The organism is Snodgrassella sp. (assembly GCF_024103505.1).
GTDB lineage: Bacteria > Pseudomonadota > Gammaproteobacteria > Burkholderiales > Neisseriaceae > Snodgrassella > Snodgrassella communis.
This window is the reverse complement of record NZ_JAGGIJ010000001.1, coordinates 331357-353125: the sequence shown is the minus strand read 5'-3', so window position 1 is coordinate 353125 and position 21769 is coordinate 331357. Positions and strand designations below refer to the sequence as shown.

Annotated in this window: 18 protein-coding genes; 6 read left to right on the top strand and 12 right to left on the bottom strand. The window is 45.4% G+C overall.

From position 1 onward, the window contains the following. Window positions 1-970 (bottom strand): hypothetical protein (locus J6578_RS01605; RefSeq protein ID WP_353846641.1); only part of this gene is annotated, 970 nt, incomplete at its 3' end. A gap of 1029 nt (window positions 971-1999) precedes the next feature. Continuing rightward, complete coding sequence (gene hemG / locus J6578_RS01600) at window positions 2000-2530, bottom strand: menaquinone-dependent protoporphyrinogen IX dehydrogenase (protein WP_100120972.1); 531 nt, start codon at window positions 2528-2530, stop codon at window positions 2000-2002. Between the two features lie 158 nt (window positions 2531-2688). Between hemG and J6578_RS01595 the strand changes: the two genes are divergently transcribed. Further along, on the top strand, window positions 2689-4404 hold the full coding sequence (locus J6578_RS01595; protein WP_287953748.1) for a proline--tRNA ligase: 1716 nt from the start codon (window positions 2689-2691) through the stop codon (window positions 4402-4404). A gap of 113 nt (window positions 4405-4517) precedes the next feature. Here J6578_RS01595 and J6578_RS01590 read toward each other — a convergent pair whose 3' ends face one another. From J6578_RS01590 to nadE, 3 genes are all read right to left on the bottom strand, one after another. Then, window positions 4518-5591 (bottom strand): DNA polymerase beta superfamily protein, encoded by a 1074-nt coding sequence (locus J6578_RS01590; protein ID WP_287953746.1) that lies wholly within the window; start codon window positions 5589-5591, stop codon window positions 4518-4520. Next, window positions 5569-6339, bottom strand: a complete 771-nt coding sequence (locus J6578_RS01585; RefSeq protein WP_093090802.1) for a nucleotidyltransferase domain-containing protein — start codon at window positions 6337-6339, stop codon at window positions 5569-5571. Before J6578_RS01585 ends, J6578_RS01590 begins: the two co-directional genes overlap by 23 nt. 236 nt (window positions 6340-6575) lie before the next feature. Continuing rightward, window positions 6576-7367 (bottom strand): NAD(+) synthase, encoded by a 792-nt coding sequence (gene nadE / locus J6578_RS01580; RefSeq protein ID WP_287953744.1) that lies wholly within the window; start codon window positions 7365-7367, stop codon window positions 6576-6578. Window positions 7368-7519: 152 nt separating this feature from the next. Between nadE and J6578_RS01575 the strand changes: the two genes are divergently transcribed. The 4 genes from J6578_RS01575 (at window position 7520) to J6578_RS01560 (ending at window position 11635) form a co-directional block, all read left to right on the top strand. After that, window positions 7520-7906 carry a gamma-butyrobetaine hydroxylase family protein gene (locus J6578_RS01575; RefSeq protein ID WP_239364337.1) on the top strand — a complete coding sequence of 129 codons (387 nt, stop codon included), beginning with the start codon at window positions 7520-7522 and terminating at the stop codon, window positions 7904-7906. Window positions 7907-7976: 70 nt separating this feature from the next. Then, entirely contained in the window at window positions 7977-8714 is a 738-nt protein-coding gene (ubiE, locus tag J6578_RS01570) for a bifunctional demethylmenaquinone methyltransferase/2-methoxy-6-polyprenyl-1,4-benzoquinol methylase UbiE (protein ID WP_093090796.1), read from the top strand. Between the two features lie 76 nt (window positions 8715-8790). Then, complete coding sequence (locus J6578_RS01565) at window positions 8791-10230, top strand: aminoacyl-histidine dipeptidase (RefSeq protein ID WP_287953743.1); 1440 nt, start codon at window positions 8791-8793, stop codon at window positions 10228-10230. Window positions 10231-10441: 211 nt separating this feature from the next. Beyond that, a complete protein-coding gene (locus J6578_RS01560) occupies window positions 10442-11635 on the top strand; it encodes an LD-carboxypeptidase (protein WP_287953741.1) in 1194 nt (397 codons plus the stop codon). A 40-nt stretch (window positions 11636-11675) separates the two neighbouring features. Here the strand turns inward: J6578_RS01560 and J6578_RS01555 are convergent, their stop codons facing one another. Continuing rightward, entirely contained in the window at window positions 11676-12125 is a 450-nt protein-coding gene (locus J6578_RS01555) for an Rrf2 family transcriptional regulator (protein ID WP_093090790.1), read from the bottom strand. An 85-nt stretch (window positions 12126-12210) separates the two neighbouring features. Next, a complete protein-coding gene (gene hmpA / locus J6578_RS01550; protein WP_287953739.1) occupies window positions 12211-13428 on the bottom strand; it encodes an NO-inducible flavohemoprotein in 1218 nt (405 codons plus the stop codon). Between the two features lie 281 nt (window positions 13429-13709). On the opposite strand from hmpA, the gene lgt reads away from it, so the two are divergent. Further along, on the top strand, window positions 13710-14561 hold the full coding sequence (lgt, locus tag J6578_RS01545) for a prolipoprotein diacylglyceryl transferase (RefSeq protein ID WP_093090786.1): 852 nt from the start codon (window positions 13710-13712) through the stop codon (window positions 14559-14561). 85 nt (window positions 14562-14646) lie between these two features. Here the strand turns inward: lgt and J6578_RS01540 are convergent, their stop codons facing one another. The 5 genes from J6578_RS01540 to J6578_RS01520 form a co-directional block, all read right to left on the bottom strand. Then, on the bottom strand, window positions 14647-17010 hold the full coding sequence (locus tag J6578_RS01540) for a DNA translocase FtsK (protein WP_287953737.1): 2364 nt from the start codon (window positions 17008-17010) through the stop codon (window positions 14647-14649). A 111-nt stretch (window positions 17011-17121) separates the two neighbouring features. After that, entirely contained in the window at window positions 17122-18228 is a 1107-nt protein-coding gene (locus tag J6578_RS01535; RefSeq protein WP_287952961.1) for an anhydro-N-acetylmuramic acid kinase, read from the bottom strand. Window positions 18229-18236: 8 nt separating this feature from the next. Next, a complete protein-coding gene (gene xth, locus J6578_RS01530) occupies window positions 18237-19001 on the bottom strand; it encodes an exodeoxyribonuclease III (RefSeq protein ID WP_239364320.1) in 765 nt (254 codons plus the stop codon). 75 nt (window positions 19002-19076) lie between these two features. After that, window positions 19077-20408, bottom strand: a complete 1332-nt coding sequence (locus tag J6578_RS01525) for a M23 family metallopeptidase (RefSeq protein ID WP_239392855.1) — start codon at window positions 20406-20408, stop codon at window positions 19077-19079. A 103-nt stretch (window positions 20409-20511) separates the two neighbouring features. Continuing rightward, on the bottom strand, window positions 20512-21732 hold the full coding sequence (locus J6578_RS01520; protein ID WP_287950374.1) for a YihY family inner membrane protein: 1221 nt from the start codon (window positions 21730-21732) through the stop codon (window positions 20512-20514). Window positions 21733-21769 lie beyond the last annotated feature (37 nt).

The following is a 21769-nucleotide window of genomic DNA, read 5'->3' as shown; positions in this document are numbered from 1 at the left end:
GAATATCATTGCCATCTTCACCATTGAGAATATCATCGCCATCATCGCCATTGAGGATATCGTCACCAGCTTTACCCCATAAGGTATCATTACCTTTACCCCCACTGATAATATCATTGCTCCACCATCCTACAATGGTATTATCATTATCATCACCATTCTGAGTAAATGTAATTCTGTTATTTATATCTAGCGGTTCGAGAGTTTGGTCTTCAAAAATGAAATTGAAAGAACGACTGTAATAATTGTTGTAGCTAAAATAGTCAGGCAAAGTTACAGAGTCAGAATTGCCATATGCTTTAATGATTAAATCGTCCGCAGAACGACTGAAGAGAGCATCAGAGAAATTGGCGCCTTTGAAAACAATTTCATTAATAGTGTTTTTATTGTCCCAATGTCCTAAATCATAAATGACATCCTGCCCGTGTCCTGCTTCAAATTCATAGCGGTCTTTCTGCCAGTCACTGCCTTTAAGGATATCATTACCGCTGTCACGAATAAGTGTACTATAACTAGCAATATCATTCAGGTTATCATTACTATTCTGGCTATACTGCTTATCGTTGCTTGTTTTTTTGTTGATGTTATTGTTGCTATCTGAACCTGTGCATTCATCGTTTTTGCTGGTATTGTTCAATGTCGTTGTTGTATCGGCAATATCTTCTGAGCTTAAGGTTTTATCATCAAAGATAAATGTAACAGTACAAATATTGGTTTTGTCGGGATTTAGAAAATCTATCAGGGTTACCGAGTCCTGATTATTAAATGCCTGAATTACTAGATTATTACCTGCGTGTAAGAATATTGCATCATCTGCTTGGGCTTTTTCGAATACAATTTGGATGTTTTGGTTGTTCTTATTGTTGCTGGTTTTACTATTGATAATATCTTCACCATGTCCTGCCTGAAATACGTAACGGTATGGTTTTTCATTACTCCTATTTGGAATATTGTTATCTGTTTGTATCATTATTAAGTCCTTTGAGTAGATTAAAATAAGATTTTTTAAATGAATAAATTTGTTTTGGTTATTATTAAAAGGTTGATTTAATCAGATTTATATTTTTATCATAATTAATATATGCTTAAAATTAAAGTAATATTGAATGTATTCTGTTGTTTAAATCTAAGATAATATTTTGATTTAAATGATTATTTTGGTTTAACTTTAAGTATGCTTTTGGAATGTTGTTTTGGATAAAATTTTCCTTTCGTTGGGGTATAATAAGGTGTAGTTGAGTAAGAAAGTTGATAATTTTTTCTTAATCATTAAGAGCTAATTTGGTTAGTTTTGCTAATTCAAATATGCTGAATACACGAATATATACTGGGTTTAAGCTGCAATTCTCTATTTGCTTGGTAAAATAAACTCAAAATAAATTTTTGGTAATGGTGTAATTGGGGCTTTAAGTGTTTAAGTTTAGTTAAAAATATTCTGTTTAGTAATAAATACTAAATCAGGATAGGTTGCTGTAGTTACTATTAATTTAATCAGTGTTTTATTTAACTGAATTATCGGTGTTTAAAATTCTCTGCATTTGCACCGGTTTGTTGGATGCATGCTTGATTTATTAATATATTACGCTATGATTTTTAAAAATACAATTATCTAAGTATATAATTATTTTATACTATGGTTTGAATTATATCAATCAATTTTTGAAATTGGATGATTGCCAGTTTCTTTTATTTTTGTAATTTATTGTTTTTTAATTTTATTTAAATATTAAATTGTATTTTTGTTTTTAATGGATTTTGGTATTTAATTAGTTGTTATTTCTTTTGTATTTTACAAGCTGATTTTGAATGCAGATAACAGGTTCTGCTGATATAAAGGTTTTATATTCAAGAAATGAGGTAGAGCTGTTTAGGTTTCATCTATGGTGATTTTATCTGATGCTAATTTAAAAAAGCATTGGTATCTGTTGTTGATAAGTAGATTATTTTTAGCTCTGTTTTTAAGTATTATATTTATTCGATGAGTTGAGTGTATGGTGGCTTATGTGTTTAATTTCTGCACTTGTTCACCAAATTCGCGTACTTTTTGCCAGTCGGTATATTCGATATGTGCATTGAGGCGGGTTTCGCCTTTGTTTAGTTTCATTACTAAACGCATCATGTAGCGGTCGAGCAGGTTATATTTTGCGTAATGCAGTTCTCCGGCAAAGATGCCGATAATTTGTGGCTGCCACGGGCTTTTGGCAAAGAATTTGCGGGTGTAGGTATGGGTTTGCGGGGTGCTGCGGTGGGGTTTGTTGGCCAGTATGCTGACGCTGAAAAAGGCACTTGGGGTGTTGCTGAGGATGTGTTGATGGCGTTCTATCCAGGGTGCCAGTGCGGCAGCATAGTGGCCGTAGCGTATGGATGCGCCGATGATGATTTTATCGTATTCACCCTGCTGGATAACTGGTGCGTCTGCCAGATTAACCATGTGAACTGTGTTACCGGCAGCAGTCCATTGTGCTTCTAGTGTCTGGGCAATTTTATGGGTGTAGCCAAAACGGCTGCTGTATACAAGCAGATAATTCATGGCAAGGTAGTTGTGGTTAAATAATATGAATCATACCACGCTTATTAGGTTTGGCTAGGAGTAATTATTGTGTGCAATTTTTGTTTATTTTGGTATGGGATTTTGGCTTTTTTACTGGCCGGAGGCTGGTACAATGGCGGCTGTTTTTGGAGATATATATGAAAGCCAGTCAGTTTTATATTTCAACATTGAAAGAAGCGCCTGCTGAAGCGGAATTGGCCAGTCACAAGCTTATGTTGCGTACGGGAATGATTCGCCGTTTGGCCAGCGGATTGTATACGTGGATGCCGATGGGTTTGCGGGTGTTGCGTAAGGTTGAGCATATTGTTCGGGAAGAGATGAATCGTGCCGGTTCGATTGAGTTGCTGATGCCGGTGGTGCAGCCCGCAGAATTATGGCAGGAAAGTGGCCGCTGGTCGTTTTATGGTAAGGAATTGTTGCGCATTACTGACCGTCATGAGCGCGATTTCTGTATGGGACCAACCTGTGAAGAGGTGATTACTGATATTGTGCGCAGTGAGATTCGCAGTTACAAGCAGTTGCCACTGAATTTTTATCATATTCAGACTAAATTCCGTGATGAGGTGCGGCCGCGCTTTGGGGTGATGCGTGCGCGTGAATTTGTGATGAAAGATGCGTATTCTTTCCATACGACATTTGAATCGCTGCAACAGTCTTATCAGGATATGTTTGATGCTTATTGCCGTGTGTTTGACCGGCTGGGGCTGGACTACCGTCCGGTGGCCGCGGATACCGGCAGTATCGGTGGCACTGGGTCGCATGAATTTCAGGTTCTGGCTGAAAGCGGGGAAGATGTTATTGCTTACAGTGATGCTTCTGATTATGCAGCTAATGTTGAGCTGGCTGCTACTTTGCCGCTGGCTGGTGAACGCCAGTATGCCGGGCAGGATTTAAGTAAGGTTCATACGCCGAACGTACGCAGTATTGATGAGCTGGTGGCTTTTTTACAGCTGCCGGTAGAACAAACGCTGAAATCGCTGGTGGTTGAGGGCGAGGAAGAGGGTACGGTGGTACTGTTGCTGGTACGGGGTGACCATCATTTGAATGAAATCAAGGCTGAGAAGCTGGCAGGGGTGAAAGCACCGTTAACTATGGCTTCGGAGGCTGCGATTGAGGCTGCTTTTAATGGTGCGCATGGTGGTTCACTTGGTCCTGTGGGGTTTGATGGTAAGGTGTATGCTGATTTTGCTACGGCTAAAGGTGCAGACTGGGTGATTGGTGCCAATGAGGATGATCATCACTATACTGGTTTTAATTTTGGCCGTGATGCTGCTGAGCCGGAATTTGTTGATTTACGCGAGGTGGTTGCTGGCGATCCTAGCCCATGTGGTACGGGTAGTCTGAAGCTGGCGCGCGGGATTGAGGTAGGCCATGTATTCCAGTTGCGCACGAAGTATTCTGAGGCGATGCAGGCTACGGTACTTGATCAGAATGGCAAGAATGTGGTGCTGGAAATGGGCTGTTACGGGATTGGCATTACTCGTGTGATAGCTGCGGCAATTGAGCAGAATAATGATGAGCGCGGTATCATCTGGACAGAAGCGATGGCGCCGTTTACGGTGGTGATTGTGCCGATGAATTATAAGAAATCTGCTGCTGTGAAAGCGGCGGCGGATGATTTATATGCGCAATTGCAGCAGGTGGGTGTGGATGTGCTGCTGGATGACCGTGATGAGCGCTCTGGTGTGCTACTGCATGATTCGGAGTTGATTGGTATTCCGCACCGTATTGTTATTGGTGACCGTGGTCTGAAAGCAGGTAAGGTTGAATATCAGGCGCGTAAGGATGCTGCGGCAACTGAGCTGGCTATTGATGAGGTGGTGGCTCATGTTTGTGCGTTACTCAAATGCTAACAGTTAGGTAGTTGTGCAAAACCAGACTTTTAAAGTCTGGTTTTTTTGTGGGCGGTTTGGTTTATTTGATATTTTTAATCTGGTTGATTACCGGTAAATGGGGTGCTGCCTGTTTAGTGATTGTTATACAGGGTTTGGCGTATATTGATTAAGGTGCGCATCACTTCTGCTGTAGCTGGCTCCTCTGGCAGGCTGCTGGTTTTGCTGGCTTCTGTAATCTGGCTAAGCAGTGAGTCGACTTTGTGCAGATTTTCTGTATATGAGAATTTGCCATGTTTGATATCCAGTAATTCTTGTCGGTTAGGGCGTTTGTTGGTGACGGTGCCATGTGAGATGATTTCTAATGCCACTTGGAGTAGGCGGATGGTATGCATCATGTTTTTGGTATCATAATCCTGCCCGCTTTGGCTATTGGTAAGATAACGTTGTTCATTTCGCTTTTCTACCCATTGCCAGTAGCTTTTGTATTCGCGGCAGTAGGTAGAGTATCCGTTACGGTTGAAACTCAGGTAGGCAATAAAGGGGTCAGTGGGGCTGATTGATGATAAGGAAATATCATTGGCATTTTCATGCTGCATGATGCCACGATATCCTTTGTTGCCGTTTTCGTCATAGTACAGAGCATATAAGTCGGTTGCATGAGGAATGTTGGCTAGCCCACATTGATGTTGTTGCCATTGGCGCTGTTGCAGCCAGTTGTTTAGTGGGTAGGTATGCTGCTGGTCAATGATATGGCAGAAATCGAAAACGGTTTTACGTTTGCTATCTACCGGATTATTGATTTTTTTGTTTAGTCCTTTGGCTTTTTTTATTTGTGAGCAGGCATAATTGATAAAGGTCTGTTGGATTTGCTTGGATAAGAACTGTTTTAGTGAAAATTGCCGCATCAACGGATGCTGATAAAGAATACATTCAGGAGCAGAAGCCAGTACTTCGATGATATTCGGGTTGTTTTTCAGTAATAATTCTGTAAACCGGCCTATTTCGTAGTAAACAATATCGTTGCTGGCGTTGCTTATTTGTGGAATGTAATGCAGACCATAGAATTTGTCTTTGGGTAAGTAGAACACGCCTTTGATATCTGTGTCTGAAGTTTCGGTGGTCAGACCGAATGCACGGCTGCCACTGATTACTTCCAGTAAAATTAGGTTTTGTGATTTTAAATCAGTGATGTTCATGGCTGGCATGGTTTTTTAATGTGTTGATAAAAAAAGTATCCAGTTGTGTGGTGGTGAAATTTAGTTCTGGTAATTGCGGTATTTGTGATTTGATGTGGTTGGTGGTAGTTGTAATGTAATCATGTAGATTACTACTGATTTCGATTATATGGGATTCGATAACTGTATTTTTAAAATCAATGAGTTCCAGAATCTGTTTGTGTAGATCTGCTGGTAGTAATTGTAATAGTGGGGTGATTGTCATTGGTGCAATCTGTTTATGCTGTATACACCAGCAGGCACTGAGTAATGGTCTGAGTATATAAAACAGTTGTTTGATTTTAATTTGCCGCCCACTGAGGTTTTTCAGTGCACTGGAAGCTATGCCCAGATAATGATGGACGTTGCCTCTGGGATTAAAGTAATGGGCACATAGACGCCATAGTTGCTGGGCGAGGTCTGTTTGTTGCTGATAGATGATTGGCGATTGTAGCCATTCAAATGGTGTGGCGTTGGATTTGTGGATGAGTTGCAGGGTTTTTTTTAAATCCCAGCCATGAATGTCAAGGTCGCTGGTAATAGGAAAGGTGAGCTGATTTTTTATGGGTTCTATGGCTAGATATTTTTCCATTGGATGCAGGTATATAAAACGCACATCATAGTCACTGTTGGGAGAGGCAAACCCCCAAGCACGGCTGCCGGATTCACATGCATAAATAATCTGGATGTTATGCTGTTGCTCTATTTGTTGTAATTGCTGCTGGATTGTAGTTTGCATAATGCTATGGTTCTGAGTTGTTTTAGGTAAGTATGAATGAATTAATATTTTTTTACAATTTTGTTTAAGGTATGATTTCTTTGTGTAGATTTATGTCTGGGTGACGTTAGGGTTATTTGATTTAGATTTGTTTGTTATGACGAGGAAATTAATATGATTTTTGCCTGATTTTTTTGATTTTGGCATAAGGTTTCTATGTGGAATAAAAAACCAGATTTTGCAATCTGGTTGTGGTGTCAGTTAAGTAATTCAGGCGGAATTTTGCATACTGGAATGGGGTTGATTTTATGCTGCATGGCGCGGTGGTAGCGGTCGTAGATGGCAAATACTTCGCGTTCACGGCCGGTGAAGTCGTCGATTTTATGTGTGTCGTAGATGCTCATTGCCCATTCCAGCTCGGGATAGGTGGCGCCAATCTGTTCTTCGTCGGTTTTGTCTGCATCCCACAGGCCGTCGGTAGGCGGGGCGTCGATGATTTTCTGGTCGATATTCAGTTCTTTGGCCAAGGCATAAACCTGACTTTTGAGCAGGTCGGCAATCGGGCTGAGATCGACGCCACCGTCGCCGTATTTGGTGAAGAAGCCGACACCGAAGTCTTCTATTTTATTGCCGGTGCCTACGACAAGCAGGCCATTTTGCTGGGCATAGTAATACAGTGTAATCATGCGTAGCCGGCTACGGGCATTGGCCAGCGCCAGCTGGGTTTGTTGTTCGTTTTTGTCTGCAACATCTACTGCGATGGTAAATGAGTCAAAGGTGCTGGTAAGGTCTATTGAGTTACTTTGGATGTTGCTAAAGCGGCTTTTCAGCTGGCGGATATGTTCTTGTGCACGTGCTATTTGGTTCACTTTCTGGTGAATAGGTAGTTCCAGTACCAGTGTAGGCAGACCGGTTTGGGCGGCTAGGGTGGAGGCGACGGCGGAATCGATACCGCCGGAAACGCCAACGACAAAGCCCTTGCAGTTGGACTGGGTGGCGTAATCGCGTAGCCAGTTAACGATGTGTTCGATGATGGCTGCTGCTTGCATGTGATGCATCCTTTGGCTGATTGTATAATGGGGTTAATATACTTCTTTGCAGGTAGACTTGCAAAGTATCTGCAAGGGGGTTGTACAGGTGGTAGTCTGTTTCTGTGTGGGCAGTAAGTGGTATATTGGGTTAGAATAGGTTGTGTTTATTCATGGCTTGTGATGAGGAAGTAGTTTGTATGCAGGATAGGGTGCCAGCTGAAATCCGTTTGAGCCAGAACCGGCAGGTGTTAAGGCTGGTGTATGCATCACAGACATATGAGCTTGCCGCTGAGTATCTGCGGGTGTTTTCTCCCAGCGCAGAGGTGCGCGGGCATGGTGCGGGGCAGGAGGTATTGCAGACAGGTAAGCGTAATGTGACGATTGCTGGTTTGTCGCAGGTGGGTAATTACGCTTTGCGCATTGCTTTTTCTGATGGGCATGATACTGGTTTATATGACTGGGATTATTTGTATGATCTGGCTATGCGGCAGGCTGAACACTGGGCGGGTTATGAACAACAGTTACTTCTGGCTGGTGCCAGCCGAGAACCGGGCTAATGCTGTATTGATAATGGTACTGGTTGCTGGATATGTTTATTTGGGCAATATTTAATTCTGAAAGTGTGGTATGAGCGATCACAAAACTCATTTTGGTTATCAAACTGTTGATGAAGATGAAAAAGCGGGTCGTGTTGCCGGGGTGTTTCATTCGGTAGCCAAGAACTATGATGTGATGAATGATGTGATGTCTGGTGGTTTGCATCGGGTCTGGAAGCACTTTACGATTACTACAGCACCGTTACGCAAGGGTGACAGGGTGTTGGATATTGCTGGTGGTTCAGGTGATTTGTCACGCGGCTGGGCTAAGCGGGTAGGGCGTTCCGGTGAGGTGTGGTTAACGGATATTAATTCATCCATGCTGACTGTGGGGCGTGACCGTTTGCTGAACGAGGGGCTGGCGCTGCCTGTGGCGTTGTGTGATGCGGAGAAACTGCCGTTTGCGGATAATTATTTTAATCTGGTATCGGTGTCGTTTGGTTTGCGTAATATGACGCATAAGGAGGTGGCACTGGCTGAGATGTATCGGGTGTTGCAACCCGGTGGTACGTTGCTGGTGCTGGAATTTTCTCATGTGTTTAAGCCGCTCAAGCCAATTTATGATTTGTATTCTTTTAAGATGCTGCCGCTGATGGGCAAGCTGATTGCTAAGGATGCAGACAGTTATCAGTATCTGGCGGAATCGATCCGCATGCATCCGGATCAGGAAACGTTAAAACAGATGATGCTGGAAGTGGGTTTTGACAGTGTTAGTTATCACAATTTAACTGCTGGGGTAGTAGCGTTGCATAAAGGGGTAAAGTTTTAGTTTGCTGGTTGACACTGTGTTCAGGCTGCCATATGGTGGCCTGATTTGTTTTGACTTGTGATTGAGTATCAGGAATATGAGTAAAATTGAACAATTACAGCCACAGCCGGTATGGCAGTGGTTCGCGCGTTTATGTGCTGTACCACGCCCGACTTTTCATGAGCAGGCTGTGCGGGAAATGCTGGTGCAAGCAGCGCAGCAGCGTGGTCTGAAAACGGATGTTGATGCGAAAGGTAATCTGCGCGTCTGTAAGCCTGCTACGCCGGGTATGGAGAACTGTGTACCGGTGGCCATTCAGGCACATATGGATATGGTGGCGCAGAAAGGTGCTGATTCGCTGCATGATTTTCTGCGTGATCCAATTCAGACCAGAATTGAGGACGGCTGGGTTTGGGCTAACGATACAACGCTGGGTGCTGATAATGGTATCGGCTTGGCCATGGGGCTGGCGGTGCTGTTTGCTGATGATGTGGCTCATCCGGAATTAACGCTGATTATTACGGTGGAAGAGGAAATCGGTATGGGCGGTGCTGAGGCATTGAGCGCAGACTGGTTACAGATGCCGTATCTGATTAATCTGGATACGGAAGAAGCAGGGGAAATTTTTATCGGTTGTGCCGGTGGTCGTGACGCCAGTCTGACTTTGCCGCTGGACTGGCAGTCTAATCAGGCACCAGCCTGTACGATTCGGGTATCAGGCCTGCGCGGGGGACATTCCGGGATTGATATTGATAAGAATCATGCTAATGCTAATGTGTTGCTGGCGCGGGTGTTGTCCAGTTTGTATGCACAGAAGCCGTTTGCGCTGGGTTCATGGCAGGGCGGTGAGTTACGTAATGTGATTACGCGTGAGGCTCAGGCTGTGATTGTGATGGATGAAGCAGCAGCCCGTGCAGCGGTCAAACCGATTGCAGCTGTGATTGCAGCAGAATGGGCTGAAGAAGCGCAACTATGCATTGAGGTGTTACCGGCAGAAAGTTTGTTGCAGGCTGCTACACTGGCATGTACACGGAAAGCACTGGATTTACTTGCTGCTGTCCCCAATGGTGTGATGCGCATGAGTGCGGAGTTCACTGGTATTGTGGAAACTTCATCCAATATAGGTGAGGTGAGAACCAGTGCAGAAGGTTTGCAGATAAATTGTCTGATGCGCTCTCTTCTGGAAACGCCAAAAGATGAATTCAGTCTGCGTCTGGCTGCGCTGGCTCGTTTGGCTGGTGCACATCTGGATTTAACAGCAGATTTTCCGGGTTGGGCACCGAACGCAGATTCGCCATTGCTTAAGCTAACCAGTGATATGTTTGCCAGACACTATGGTAAACAGCCACCATTACAGATTATTCATGCTGGTCTGGAATGCGGTATTCTCAGTGGTAAGGCACCACATCTGGATATGGTTTCTTTCGGGCCGACTATTCGTGCGGCTCATTCGCCCGAAGAGCGGGTAGAGATTGCTGCTGTAGCTGAATGCTGGGCTGTTTTGCTGGATTTGCTGAAATCAATGCCCTCGCGCTAGTTATAGGTGGTTGGGTTCTGAAAAGCATGGTGATTCCATGCTTTTGTTATTTTTGCTGCTGGTGGTGAAAGGCTGGGCTATAGTAAGATATGGTTGGTTTGTATCGGCTTTGGTGTTCTGGTTCTGGCTGTTAATTGGTATGAACAGTCTTTTGTTACTATAGTCGGTATTTTTCTGTCAGATAACCCACTGAATCAGGAAGTGAGTTTTTATGGATGCCCAACAACAAAGCCGTCGTGGTTTTTTACGAGCCAGTGCTGCCTTCGCAGGAGCTGGTTTGTTGCAAGCGTGTGGTAACACCCAGAAGCAAACTGTACCGACAACGTCTTCCCCAAAAGTACCTGTACAATCAAAGAATAATCTGAATACTATGCGCATTTTTGCCTGTTCTGGTTTTGGAGAAAGTAGCAGTCGCAGTGAGCTGGCGGCACAACGTTTGGCTGTGGCTGGTTTTGCAGTCAGTAACCAGCAGGCGTGTGTGCGCCGCTATCAGCGTTTTGCCGGCAGTGATGCTGAGCGGGCTGCTGATTTGCAGGATGTGGCCGCTGGCCGTGTACCTGTGCCAAAGGTGCTGATGGGGCTGCGCGGTGGCTATGGCGCGATGCGTATTTTGCCGCTGGTTAACTGGTCGGCTCTGGGGGCGCGGATGCGCGAGCAGGGTACTTTACTGTTTGGTTATAGTGATGTGACTGCGGTGCAACTGGCTTTGCTGGCACAGGGGCAGATGTGCAGTTTTGCCGGACCTATGTTGTATAGTGAATTTGGCAAGCCGCAGATGAGTGAGTTTACTACTCGTTCTTTTATTGATAATAGTTGCAATCCGGCAATGGTGGTTAGGGTTGCTGCTATGCAGAATTATCAGATTCGAGCCGAAGGAGTTTTATGGGGCGGTAATCTGAGTGTGCTGTCTGCGTTAGTGGGGTCACCTTATATGCCGCAGATAAATGGCGGTATTTTGTTTATTGAAGACGTGGGTGAGCAGCCATATCGGATTGAACGTATGCTTCAGACTTTGTATCTGAGTGGTATTCTCGCACGTCAGCAGGCGATTGTGCTGGGTAATTTCCGTATGGGGTCGATTCGGGATGTGTATGACAGTAGTTATACCTTCAATTCTGTGGTACAGACTATGGCTCGGTTGACGAAGGTGCCGGTATTAACCGGATTTCCTTTTGGTCATGTTGCGGATAAGGTAACTTTCCCGCTTGGTGCCCGCGCTAGTTTGCATTCGACCAGTGATGGCGGTTATCAAATTGATTTCAGTGGTTATCCGGTGCTGAATGCTTCTGCACTGGCTTTAAATACTTTGCTTCCGCAGCCTCCGGCTGTTGAAGGTTTGCTTAATGGTGTAATGGGTGCGCCAGCTAGTGAGAATTCGTCGTCAGAAACAGAAGATGTGATGTAGTGTGCTCCGTTCAGCAGGGGTGGTGGTATAGCAGCCCGGGTTATTCCTGCTGCACCAGCCATTTTAAGACAGTTTGTTTGGTGGCCGGCGCCTGTAGCTGCCTGATGGTGTAGCGGTTTAGTGAGTGATAAAAAGCCTGCTGTGCCTCGCTGAAGGCTTGTGGCAGATAGCAGAATTCTTTTATGGAGCAGGGTGGCTGCTGGCAGTTGACTAAGGCGGATGTTTCGGATGAAGCTTGTTCCAGTGCCTGAACGATATCGCCCAGTTTGAGCTGATAGCTGGTGGAGGCCAGTCTGATACCGCCGTTTCGACCTTTGAATGAATTAATCCAGCCTGATTGTGCCATAAAATAAACAATTTTTACCAGATGGTTTCTGGATACATTGAGCTGTTTGGCGAGTTCTTCTACTGTAGAAAGTTTGGACTCTGGCAGGTATTGTAGTGATATTAATACGCGTAAGCCAAGATCGGTAAAGCGGTTTATTTGCATGGCAGTCTGTCGGGCAGTTGATAGGACAATTCTGCCCGTTTTCAGCTGCCATGAAAAGTTTTATGTATCAATTGCTGCTGATTGTTCAGGCTGCAAGCTGGCAGAATGTGCCTGTACCAAACAGTTCCATGAAGATTTGATTTTTCGGTATAGACAGGTTAAGCAATGCCTGATACTGGCTATGCATAAATTGTTTGGGGCCACAAATATAATAATCGGCATCTGCTGGTAATAAGGTGCTATCCAGCTCGGTGAGTTCTAGCCGGCCGATTTTGTCTGGGGCTAATTGTGTATCCGGATTTTCGCAGGCCAGATAGCTGTGCAGATTAGGCATGGTCTGCTGTAATGTGATGATGTGCTGGTGCATGGCCAGTACATTGCTGTTGCGGCAGGCATGAATGAAACTAATCTGTTGGTATGGATTGTTTTCTGCTGCGAGGGTATTGAGGATGGCGATCATGGGGGTGATGCCTACACCTGCGCTAATCAGTACGGTATTTTTATCCGGATTATGTAATAAGAAGGTGCCGGTTGGGTTGGTGACTTCTATTTCGTCGCCAATGTGGTAATGTTCATGCAGGGTGGTAGAAACATAACCTGCATCATGCTGCTGATCAGCAGCTTCTTTTTTGACACTGATGCGGAAATGGTCGACATGATTGCTATCGGACAGGGAGTATTGGCGCGGTTGTCTGATACCCAGTTGTGGCACCAAAACGCGTACGGAAATGTACTGGCCGGGCTGATATTCGGGCAATGGACTGTTGTCTACCGGTTGCAGATAGAATGAGGTAATTTCGCTGCTTTCTTCTCGTTTATCAACAATTTTGAATTTCTTCCAGCCTTTCCAGCCGCCTTTGGTGCTGTCTTGTTGCTGATAAAGGTTTGCTTCGACCTGTATGAGAATATCGGCCAGTTGCTGGTAGGCGGCGCGCCATGCTGCTATCAGTTCGCTGTCCATTGGTACGTTTAATACTTCGCTGATGGAATGGAGCAGGTTGGTGCCAACTATTGGATATTGCTCTGGCTGTATATTCAGGCTGACATGGCGGTGTGCTATCTGAGTGATGGCGTTGCCCAGATTCTGTAATGTCGTGATGTTTTGTGCGTAAGCAAGTACGGCACTGGCCAGTGCCTGTGGCTGAGCATCGTTGCGTTGGTTGCCGAGGTTGAATATTTCTTTCAGCTCTGGGTTGTTGCTAAGCATTCTGTTATAGAAGTAACGGGTTAGTTCAACGCCATGTTGCTGTAGTGTGGGTATGGTTGCCTGAACCAGTTCGATTTGTCTGGTTGTTAATTGCATGGTTGGTTCTCCCGAATAATTTAATATGTATATAAAATACATATTTGATATTAGACTGCCTGCTACTGGCTGTCAATGTGTATAGGTCTGTTTGTGAGAATTAATTTTACTCTAGTATGTCTTTGGAACAGCAGGGGTGCTGAAAGGGGCGCATAGTTCGGCTAATATGGGTTAAACTGTGAGCTGTTTTGGCTGTAGTGTTTATGGCTGTGCTGGCTGTTATCTGACGCATATTGCTGCGGTAGGTAAGATAATTAAAATATTTGAGGAATGATAAGTTTATGATGATTCATCCGAATTTTGATCCGGTGCTGGTGCATTTGGGACCGCTGGCGATTCGCTGGTATGCATTGAGTTATATTGTTGGTTTCTGTTTGTTTATCTGGCTGGGACGCAAGCGGATTAAGAGCGGACAGACGGTTTTTACCAATGAAACGCTGGATGATTTTATTACTTGGGGTGTGCTGGGGGTGATTCTTGGCGGACGTCTGGGTTATGTATTGTTTTATCAACTGGCTTTTTATCTGAACCACCCGCTGGAAATTCTGAAAGTCTGGCAAGGCGGTATGTCTTTTCATGGCGGTTTTATTGGTGTGCTGGTGGCAATGTGGTTATTTGCGCGCAAACACGGGATTAAGTTTTGGGCAGTAGCGGATTTTGTGGCGCCATTGGTACCGCTTGGTCTGGCATGTGGCCGTATTGGTAATTTTATTAATGGTGAATTATGGGGGCGGGTGACCAATCCAGATGCTTTCTGGGCTATGGGTTTTCCTCATGCACGAGAAAATGATATTGCGCTGGTGATGCAGGAACCGAACAAATGGTTGCCAGTATGGGAAAAGTTTCAGATGTTGCCGCGCCATCCTTCTCAGCTGTATGAATTTATGCTCGAGGGGGTTGTGTTGTTTGTGATTATGTGGCTGTTTACTAAAAAGCCACGTCCGTTGGGGCAGGCATCAATGTTGTTTTTGCTGGGCTATGGGGTATTTCGGTTTATTGTTGAGTTTGCGCGTGAACCTGATGATTTTCTTGGTTTGCTGGCGATGCATATGTCGATGGGACAATGGCTCAGTCTGCCGATGATTGTGATTGGTATGATTGGTTTTATTTACGCCGGCAGAAAAGCAAAGTAAGCGAGGCTGGAGGTATGGTTAATGCCGCAATAAATATGTTTTTATTGCGGCATTATTATATGGGCTGCTTCAAAATTGCTGGGTATTACAGATTGTCTTTTTGCGCCAGAATCCGCCGGCTGCCGCCTAGTTCGGCCGCAGAGACGATGCCGGCAGCTTCGAGTGCTTCCATTAGGTTGGCGGCACGGTTGTAGCCAATGCGCAAATGGCGCTGTAATGAGGAAATGGAAGTTTTACGCGTTTCCAGCACGAAAGCCACTGCCTGATCGAATAATTCATCGCTGTTGGCATTCGGGTTAACTTGATTGACGTTGGTTTGGGCAGCTTCTCCAGACAGTAAACCATCCACATACTGGGTGGGCGCCTGCTGTTTGATGAAATTAACCACTGCGTGGACTTCTTCATCTGATACAAATGCACCATGCAGACGGGTTGGTTCGGCTTGACCGGGCGGTAAAAACAGCATATCTCCTTTGCCAAGCAAATTTTCTGCACCCATCTGGTCGAGAATGGTGCGGCTATCGATTTTGCTGGATACCTGAAAGGAAAGCCGCGTGGGGATGTTGGCTTTAATCAGGCCGGTAATGACGTCGACACTGGGGCGCTGGGTGGCCAGTATCAGGTGAATGCCGGCAGCGCGGGCTTTTTGTGCCAGACGGGCAATCTGTTGTTCTACTTTTTTGCCTTCAACCATCATTAGGTCTGCCAGTTCGTCAATGACTACTACTATGTAAGGCAGTTTATCCAGCGGCTCCGGTTCATCCGGATTGTTACTAAATGGGTTGACCAGTGGAGTGGAAGCAGCTTTGGCGGCTGCTACTTTGTCGTTGAAGCCGTTAATGTTGCGCACACCTACATGCGCCAGCAAGCGGTAGCGTTTTTCCATTTCGGTAACGCACCAGTTGAGTGCCTGCGCGGCTTCTTTCATGTCGGTGACTACTGGTGCCAGTAGGTGAGGAATGCCGTCATATACGCTTAATTCAAGCATTTTCGGGTCTACCATGATAAAGCGTACTTCATCTGGTTGCGCTTTGTATAAAATCGACAGAATCATGCAGTTGACGCCAACTGATTTACCGGAACCGGTAGTGCCGGCAACCAGTAAATGCGGCATTTTGGCCAGACTGGCAATAACAGGTGCACCGGCAATGTCTTTACCCATTGCCATAGTTAATTGATCAGTAGCCTCATGGAAAATTTTTGCGCCCAGAATCTCCGCTAGCAGAACGTTCTGACGTTCATTATTGGGGAGCTCAATTCCCATGGTGGTTTTACCGGCGATGGTTTCGACCACGCGTACACTCTGGACTGAAAGTGAGCGAGCCAGATCTTTATTGAGGTTAACAATCTGGCTGCCTTTGACACCTTGTGCTGGTTCAATTTCATAGCGGGTAATAACGGGGCCGGTAGTGGCACTGGTCACTTCGACTTCTACACCGAATTCTTTTAATCTGGATTCGATTTGTGCAGCGGTTTGCTGTAGAAGCTCACTGTTGATGACGGTTGGTTGCTCGGTTGGCTTACTCAGCAGTTCGACATTTGGTAAATGGATAAGACCATTTTCACTTTTTGTGGCTGTCTGGTTAGGTACCGATGACGATTCGGTTAGATTCTGTGCGATGGTGGGTTCGGTGCGTACGGCTACCGTTTTACGATTGCTGGTAGCAAGTGGTGGAGGGTCGATATTTTTGGCAGTAATGGTTTTAGCCTGTTTGACCATGTGCCGGACAGTTTTGTTATTGGGCAGTTTGGTTATCAGGCGTTGCGGGCGGCGTAGCAGTTTGCACCAGAACCATTCACACTGAGCACCAAGTTTTTCGATTAATGTTAACCATGAAACCTGTAATAACAGTGATAAGCCAATCAGTATTAGGAAAACGCTGAAGATTAGGCTGCCGCTAAGGCCGAAAAGCTGTTGCAGCAGGCTACCCAGTGCTTGCCCAATCAAGCCACCAGCACCAATCGGCAGGGCATTATGAAGCATGCTGGCAAATACCAAATTTTCCAGAATGGGGCTGAAAACCAGCAGGATAAATAAACCGGTTAACGCTAACCAGCTGCTGTAGGGTTTGCTGTCATCACTGGTATTCAGTGAGCGGGCATTAAGCGGGCGAAAGCTCTGATACAGGGCAATGCCGGCAGCGATTATGCTCCACCAGACGGATAGGCCGAAAATGTAATAACCAATATCAGCTAACCAAGCACCGGTTAAGCCAGCCAGATTATGCGGTTTGTTAATCTGGATAATGCCACGAGACCAAGCTGGGTCTGCCATATTGAAGCTAACGAGAGACAATATGGTAAACAGGGTAATCATGAGCGCCAGAAGCCAGAAAATGTCGTTAATCAGGTTCATTAACCACGGCTGTTTTGGTTTGCTGACTTTCTGCGACTTGATTTTTTTTGGCGACTGTTTACGGGGGACAGATTTTTTTCGTGTGGTGGTCATAAATCTTGCGGCTGAATTGGTATTCTTATCTGAAATTAACCGGTTATTATAAGGTCTGTTGGAGGTTATGGCTGATATTGATAACAGGATTTAACGGTTTTTTGCGGATAGTCAAGCCCAGTAACCACAGCCGAGAATGCGTGCACCGGCTGCTCCTGTAGCATGATGGGTAGCTACTGGCTGGCGCTGATACCAGCATGCGGCCAGCCAAGCAAAGGCTGCGGCTTCAACCTGCTGTGCCGGTAGTTGTAGTGTGTCCGTACGGTGCAGAGTAATTCTGTACTTTTCGAGCAGTTGCGCCATTGTTTGCATTAAGAGCCGGTTTTGACTTCCGCCACCGCAGACATAGACGCTATGGGTAGCAGGCGCAGCATTTATGATGGCGTTTACTGCCGTTTGTGCGGTTAGTTCGAGTAGGGTACGTAGAACATCAGCAGGATTTTCCTGTCCGGTGAGATATTGGTTGAGCCAAGTGAGGCTGAACAAATCACGACCGGTACTTTTGGGATAGGGCTGGCTGAAATAGCTATGGCTGAGCATGGCTTGTAACAGTGGCTCAATTATCTGCCCCTTACTGGCTAGCGTACCATGGTAATCAAATTCCTGCTGCCAGTTATGCTGTACCCATGCATCCATAAGCATATTGGCCGGTCCGGTATCGAAACCGAAAGCCGGCTGTTGTGGCTGGAGTACGCTGATATTGGCAATGCCCCCCAGATTCAATACCACGCGACAATACTTTTCACTGGCAAAAACAGCCTGATGAAAAGCCGGCACTAATGGTGCTCCCTGACCACCTGCGGCCAGATCGCGACTGCGAAAGTCTCCTATGGTGGTAATGCCGGTAAGCTCAGCCAGTAATGCCCAGTCCATTAATTGAATACTGTAATGCTGTTTTGGTGCATGTCGAATGGTTTGTCCATGACAACCCAAGGCCGTAACCGCCTGAGCTTCGATTCTGGCTTCGCTGAGTACGGCACTGACTGCCTGTGCATTGAGATGAGCCAGTTCCTGTGCCAGTACGGCTGCCTGTGCCAGCTCATTATGCGCCGGAGTTTGCAGTGCCAGCAGCTGTTGTTTCAGTGGTTCAGGATAGGCAATAAATGCCTGCGCGCACACGTCAAGCCATTGCGTACCTGCCATTCTGGTCAGTACTGCATCAATACCATCCATGCTGGTGCCTGACATCAGGCCAATATAGTATTGGAAGGATTGCATACTGTTCATCAGGCAAGTGTAGCCATAACTGGCGCATGGTCACTAGGGCGTTCCCAGCCACGGGCGGTGCTATCAACCTGTACTTCACGTAATGCCGGCAATAATGGCAGGCTCAGCAGGATATGGTCGATGCGTAATCCGAGCTTGCGTTTGAACATATTCATGCGGTAATCCCACCACGTGTAATGGGCACTGTCAGGATATAGGTGATGCAGGCTATCAGTTAATCCCAGTTGCAGCAGTTGCTGAAACCAACTGCGTTCTTGTGGAGAACACAATACTTTATCCTGCCATTTTTTCGGGTCGTAAACATCTATATCGTGCGGTGCAATATTGAAATCACCCAGCAGGATGGTTTTCGGATGCTGTGCCAGTTCACTGCGCACATAGGCATTCAGAGCGGCAAACCAGCGCTCTTTATAAGCAAATTTTTCACTGCCCACTGCTTCGCCGTTCACACAGTAAGCACAGATAATTCTGATATCGTTGATGCTGGCAGCAATAATACGCTTTTGTGGCTCATTTAATTCTGGAATATCAATGGTAACCTGCTCAAGAGGCTGGCGACTGAGTATGGCAACACCGTTGTAAGTTTTCTGGCCATTCCATGCTGCATGATAACCAATCCGAGTAAATTCGGTCTCTGGAAATTTGTCCTGCTCAAGCTTCAGTTCCTGTAAGGCCAGAATATCCGGCTGATTTTCTTGCAGCCAGCGCAAAGTATGAGGCAGACGCACATTCAGTGAGTTAACATTCCATGTAGCGATTTTCATGATAAATTCTGTAACAGCAAAGCGGTTATTGTATGCGTAAAGTGTGACGAGTTCCAGACTGAGAATGGCTATCTTCTAATCCAACTGGGCAATGGTTACGCTCAGATTACGAATGCTAGCCAGTTGCTCATTCCAGTGCTGCTGTTTCTGCCTGAAATCGGCTAGTTCGCGTGTATTTAACGTACGGGTGGGCAGGGCAACACTGGTTGGGTTTACCGGCTGGCCATTAATCCGCACTTCATAATGCAGGTGCGGACCCGTAGAAACGCCGGTGCTGCCTACATAACCAATGATTTCTCCTGCCCGTACATGCTGGCCGATACTGAGGTTGGCAAAGGCACTCATATGCCCGTACAGGGTTTGCATGCTATCGTTATGGCGCAATACGACGGCATTACCATAACCGCCTTTGATACCAAAGCTTTCAACTGTGCCGTCAGACGGAGCATGGATGGGCGTGCCACTGGCAACGGCATAATCAATGCCGCTGTGCATGCGCAGTGTTTGCAGTATCGGATGAAAACGGGTACCGAATGGTGAGGATATTCGCGCACCTTCAACCGGTACGCTGGAAAAGCCTTTGCGCAGCGGTTTACCGTGGGCATCATAATACTGGCCATTGCCATCATTGCCGGTATCGTAGTAGTAGGCTTGATACAACTTGCCATTATGGCTGAATTCAGCAGCACGGATATCACCGGTTGAAAGTTCCTGCCCTCGATAATACAGGCTGTCGTAAATCAGACGGATAGTATCGCCGCTTTGCAACGTATTGACGTCTATTTTATCCTTAAAGATTTCGCGTAGTGATTCGCGGATTTCCACAGGTATGCTTGCCTGTGCCAGTGCGCCGCGGGCAGAGGTTTTGACGACCACAGCCTTGAATGTTGTCAGTGTTTCAGTATCAACCGCACTAACATCAGCATTCCAGCTGTTACCCACTTTTTTCAGTGCTACCAGATTTTTTTCACCATTGTCGTCGTCATTAAAAAACTGGATATTAGTCAGGTGGCCATCGTTATCCATACGTATACTGAATACCTGATTAACCTGTAGATGCTTGACTTTGTCTTTAATAATTTTAAGACCGATTATCTGCTGAATTTCTTCGGAGCTGATATTAAAGCGACTCAATACCATACTGATGTTATCTCCCGGCTGAACAATTTCATCTCGCCAGAAATTCAGATTGGTTGCATGAGCTTTGATGCTTACCGGTGCCAGTTTAAGATTTAAGTGTTTTGCCTGATAGCGCTCTGGAGTGTGCTTGCGGCTGAAAATACACACACAAGCTATGCTCAGTAGCAATAAAGCGACTACGGCAAAGCCAAACCATAGCCTAGGTTTGCTGGCTATTTTCTGCCTGAGGCGTCGAAGTAGTGCTGCTGAGTGGGTAAACATGGTCATGATTAGTATTTTGTTGAAAGTGCAAAATCAAAACCGGTAAATGTAAAACTATTTACCAGAAAATACCAGTGGCAAAGGTATTTTATACTTAATTCAGTGGTTACTACTCTGAAACCTGCGGTGGTAATTGTTTTACCCATTGATATAGGCTGATATCAAGTTGCTGTAGACAGGGTTGTAACAGCGACTGAATTGAACTGGACACCGCTGAATTGGAGTTTGGCTGATAAATAAATAGCTTATACAAATCAGCCAGTATGATTTTGTTTGGATCTGTCTGCAATAGCCAGCCATTGCTGCTGTAAGCAATATAATGCTGTTGTTGGAGCTGGGTAAGAATTTGGTCTAAATGCTTATCACTGATACTAAGTTGTTGTTGCAGCTGGCCGGATTTAACTGCTCCTCCATGTTGCTGAGCCTGTACTAACTGGTACAGCAAATTCAGCACATTTTCAAAAGGCTGATACTGATGCAGATAGCGAAATCTCTCCTGATGCCAATAGCGCAGCGAAGAAGTGAATACTGCACCGGTGAGTAACAACAGCCATAATAAATTTAGCCAGATTAAAAATACCGGTATAGCAGCAAAGGCACCGTATACTTTCTGGTAATTGCCAAAATAGATTACGAAAATAGCAAATCCGCGTCGCAGTAAATCCAGCGCAACAGCAGTGACAACTGCACCCAATAAAGCATGCTGCCACTGAACAAAACAAAATGGTACCAGCTTGTATAGCAGAAACAGTAACAGAGTAAACAGCACCAGATTAGTGATAATACCAAACAATGTGCTGTAAAACGGAATCTGGCTAGCCATATTGGCCGGATTGGATAATAAGCCAATAACTGAAAGGCTCATGCCCAGTGCCACTGGTCCAAGAGTAAGTAATGCCCAGTAAATCAGAATCCGAATCCATAACGGACGCTGGTCACGTGCCTGCCAGATCTGATTGAACGCTTGTTCTATAGTCTGAATCAGCATCAATGAAGTGATAATCATAAAGCTGATGCCTACTGCGGTGAGCCCACTGGCTTTATCGCGAAAGGCATACAGATAATCACTGACAGAGTCGGCACCGGCTGCCGGTACAATAATATGTGTCAGAAACTGGTTAAAGCGTGTTGCCATATCCGCAAACATGGGAAAGGCGTTTACCACAATCACAGTAATGGTAAAAAATGGTACCAGTGCCAGTAAAGTAGTGAAAGTTAGACTGGCTGCAATCAACGGCAGATTACAGCGCTGATAATTATGTCCAACAAACAGTAAAAATTGAGGCAGACGCTGCATTAAATATTTGCTTTTATTTGCATGTGTATCCATGGCTACTCCTGACAAGTGGCTAGCTGATTGTAACTAA

Coding starts and splice junctions, on each gene's coding strand:
- xth (WP_239364320.1), bottom strand. CDS start 19,001: ATGAAAATCGCTACATGGAATGTTAACTCACTGAATGTGCGTCTGCCT.
- J6578_RS01520 (WP_287950374.1), bottom strand. CDS start 21,732: ATGGATACACATGCAAATAAAAGCAAATATTTAATGCAGCGTCTGCCT.
- ubiE (WP_093090796.1), top strand. CDS start 7,977: ATGAGCGATCACAAAACTCATTTTGGTTATCAAACTGTTGATGAAGAT.
- J6578_RS01560 (WP_287953741.1), top strand. CDS start 10,442: ATGGATGCCCAACAACAAAGCCGTCGTGGTTTTTTACGAGCCAGTGCT.
- J6578_RS01595 (WP_287953748.1), top strand. CDS start 2,689: ATGAAAGCCAGTCAGTTTTATATTTCAACATTGAAAGAAGCGCCTGCT.
- J6578_RS01565 (WP_287953743.1), top strand. CDS start 8,791: ATGAGTAAAATTGAACAATTACAGCCACAGCCGGTATGGCAGTGGTTC.
- J6578_RS01525 (WP_239392855.1), bottom strand. CDS start 20,408: ATGACCATGTTTACCCACTCAGCAGCACTACTTCGACGCCTCAGGCAG.
- hmpA (WP_287953739.1), bottom strand. CDS start 13,428: ATGCAATTAACAACCAGACAAATCGAACTGGTTCAGGCAACCATACCC.
- J6578_RS01535 (WP_287952961.1), bottom strand. CDS start 18,228: ATGCAATCCTTCCAATACTATATTGGCCTGATGTCAGGCACCAGCATG.
- J6578_RS01540 (WP_287953737.1), bottom strand. CDS start 17,010: ATGACCACCACACGAAAAAAATCTGTCCCCCGTAAACAGTCGCCAAAA.
- nadE (WP_287953744.1), bottom strand. CDS start 7,367: ATGCAAGCAGCAGCCATCATCGAACACATCGTTAACTGGCTACGCGAT.
- lgt (WP_093090786.1), top strand. CDS start 13,710: ATGATGATTCATCCGAATTTTGATCCGGTGCTGGTGCATTTGGGACCG.
- J6578_RS01575 (WP_239364337.1), top strand. CDS start 7,520: ATGGCTTGTGATGAGGAAGTAGTTTGTATGCAGGATAGGGTGCCAGCT.
- J6578_RS01590 (WP_287953746.1), bottom strand. CDS start 5,591: ATGCCAGCCATGAACATCACTGATTTAAAATCACAAAACCTAATTTTA.
- J6578_RS01585 (WP_093090802.1), bottom strand. CDS start 6,339: ATGCAAACTACAATCCAGCAGCAATTACAACAAATAGAGCAACAGCAT.
- J6578_RS01555 (WP_093090790.1), bottom strand. CDS start 12,125: ATGCAAATAAACCGCTTTACCGATCTTGGCTTACGCGTATTAATATCA.
- hemG (WP_100120972.1), bottom strand. CDS start 2,530: ATGAATTATCTGCTTGTATACAGCAGCCGTTTTGGCTACACCCATAAA.